The organism is Acetomicrobium mobile, from assembly GCF_937920065.1.
In genome coordinates this window covers 1-2,355 of sequence record NZ_CALETC010000076.1, presented here as the reverse complement: position 1 = coordinate 2,355, position 2,355 = coordinate 1, and the positions used below count along the sequence as shown (strand labels likewise).

Annotated in this window: 3 protein-coding genes; all 3 read right to left on the bottom strand. The window is 43.3% G+C overall.

Features of this window, described 5'->3' with window-relative positions; all coding sequences use genetic code 11:
• A partial coding sequence (locus Q7P41_RS03120) for a DUF4387 domain-containing protein (RefSeq protein WP_303882050.1) occupies positions 1-321 on the bottom strand: 321 nt, incomplete at its 3' end.
• A gap of 2 nt (positions 322-323) precedes the next feature.
• Positions 324-1,679 (bottom strand): acyclic terpene utilization AtuA family protein, encoded by a 1,356-nt coding sequence (locus Q7P41_RS03115; RefSeq protein WP_303882048.1) that lies wholly within the window; start codon positions 1,677-1,679, stop codon positions 324-326.
• A 10-nt stretch (positions 1,680-1,689) separates the two neighbouring features.
• Positions 1,690-2,355, bottom strand: a 666-nt coding sequence (locus Q7P41_RS03110) for a GntR family transcriptional regulator (protein ID WP_303882047.1), incomplete at its 5' end; no start/stop codon positions are given.

Sequence of the window (2,355 nt, the reverse complement as noted above, 5' to 3'; positions counted from 1 at the left end):
CGGAATATCTATATCGAAAAGAGGTACATACTGTTGAGCGCCATGCATATCGACCTCTCCTATAGATCCCTGGGGTCGCATGCGAGGTATGGTAATCTTCACAGCATTAGCGGCATCATAAAAGACGAATGTTAAAATATTTTGCGGATCCAGGTTATATAAACTGGCTATAAGCCTTTTGTTGAGAACACCGGAGGCTTTTACCTTTTCGTAGTCTTCCTTGGTTTTAAATATGACATCAAAGGTAAGCTCAAATGGGCCTGCATTTTTGCTTCTAATTACCTTCGCTATGTCTCTGAGTTTGACAGATTTTATATTCATTTCTATACCTCCAAATATCTAATCGGGAAAAGATTTACAGGATCATCGATTTCCATCAGGTGATACACATTAAAAGCGCAGACTTCTCCCAAAGAAATTTCAAGAGGTGTAAATGGAAAAGCTATATTTCCTGCAGTACCTATTCGCCCTTCGTAGGGACAATGCAAAAGTTCCGTCCTAGCCCTTGAACATATGGCCGTAGCCAATTCCTGAGTCGGTGCAGCAACCTCGAGAATAATACACAATTCTAGGGGGGTAGCATTCTTTACTGGCTCAAGTTCTGCCATAACTCCATTTTTACCATATACGTGATATATCATTTGATATTGATCGAGGGGTATATCTTTGAAATAATCTTTCACGTCTTTAGCAACTCTTGTCAGTACTTCATCAATATGACCTATTAAGATGGGATCCCTTACTCCTCCGATAAAGATGGAGCGGAAACCAACTTTTTTGGCGCCTTCAAGTTTAACGGCGTACTTATCGGATGCCACAAACTTGCTACCAGAGACCTTAACTCGGCGATCATCAAGTTGCTCAAATCGCGCATCTGATAAATCCAGCACACCGCCAGGACCAGGTAAGAAATAGGGATGGGATTTTTCATACAATGTATGTGCTGCAACAGACGATATAGTGCAGCGTTCTTCTAGGCTACCCGGTTCTAATATGAAATGATCTTCATGTATTACTCCAAGCATCACTTTGCCTGCCGGTTCCGCGCAAAGGGCCCCGCACTCCATAATTTTTCCCATATGCCAAGCAAGTCCTGGATCAAATCCTTCCTTTATCGGAATTGCCGCTATAGCGACCGGATCGTAGGTTCTTCCGGAAACAATAATATCCACATCATTTTCCTTTAATACTTTCAGAAATGGCTCGACTCCCATTTGAGCGACTACAGTGGTGGCTAAATCTATTTCTTCATCTGAAAGAGGGGGAACAGGACCGCATGGGGCAATTTGACCATTTTTTAACTTTTCTTTGATTAGGTTTTTATCGATCTCGCTATATATCGCAGCAATCTTGAAGTGATAATTCCTCTGTCTTGATATTTTCTCAATGATATCCAAAAAAATATCAACCTGAGCGTTGGTACCAGCTCCGCCTGCAGAGCTGATAAAAAGAGGTATTTTCTTTTCGCTTACGGCATCTAAGAGGAGCGATATGTCTTTGGTGTAAGCCTCTTTAGAACAGGTCATGACGCCCATCGCCAACTTGTGAGGTCCACTGTCGGTAGATCCGGAGTCTACGGCTATCGCATGAGGGTTCATGGACAAAGCCCGTTTAAACCACTTGACAGGAAAGCCGTAACCCAACATTCCATTTGGGGCGAGAATGCGAAGCTCTCTCATAATAACCACTTCACCGCCTATCCGTTAATTTCTGAGTATCGCAAATTCTCTCTTCTTTCAAGAACGCTTCTAAAGCACCCCGCAGGTGTCTTTTAACAGCCATTTCAGCTTCTTGTGGATTCCTATTGACCACAGCTCGCAAAATCTCTTCATGTTCTCTCAAGGCTGCCACTTGCCTTTCGTGTTTTGCCATCGAAATAGCACGGAATTGCTCTAAATATTCCATGTAAACCTTCACAAGCTTAATGAGCCTTGGCATTCTAGAAGCCCTCACCAAAATATCGTTAAATTCCTGACACACCGAAAACAGTTTGTCGGACTCCTTGGACTCCGTATATTTTTTCATCTGATCGACCAGCTTAGCTAACCTGCTAATTTCAACAGGAGTTATGCGCTCAACGGCTATAGATACAGCCAGCGATTCAAGGGCAATTCGTATGGAGTAAATCTCAACCACATCCTCTCTCGTGATGCCCCTGACGAAGAGACCTTTCCTTGGAATTCTCCTTAAAAGCCCCTCAGCTTCTAACACACGCAATGCTTCTCTTACTGGGGTGCGGCTCACGTTAAATACTTGAGCTAGTTCGGCCTCAACTATGCGATCTCCCGGTTTCAAGGTCCTATTTAATATGGCTTCTCGTAAACGTTCAAGAACCAGTTCTCTGACAGGACGGAA

What these genes read in the sequence shown, in the direction of transcription:
- Q7P41_RS03115 (WP_303882048.1), bottom strand. Translation starts at nt 1,679, where the DNA reads ATGAGAGAGCTTCGCATTCTCGCCCCAAATGGAATGTTGGGTTACGGC.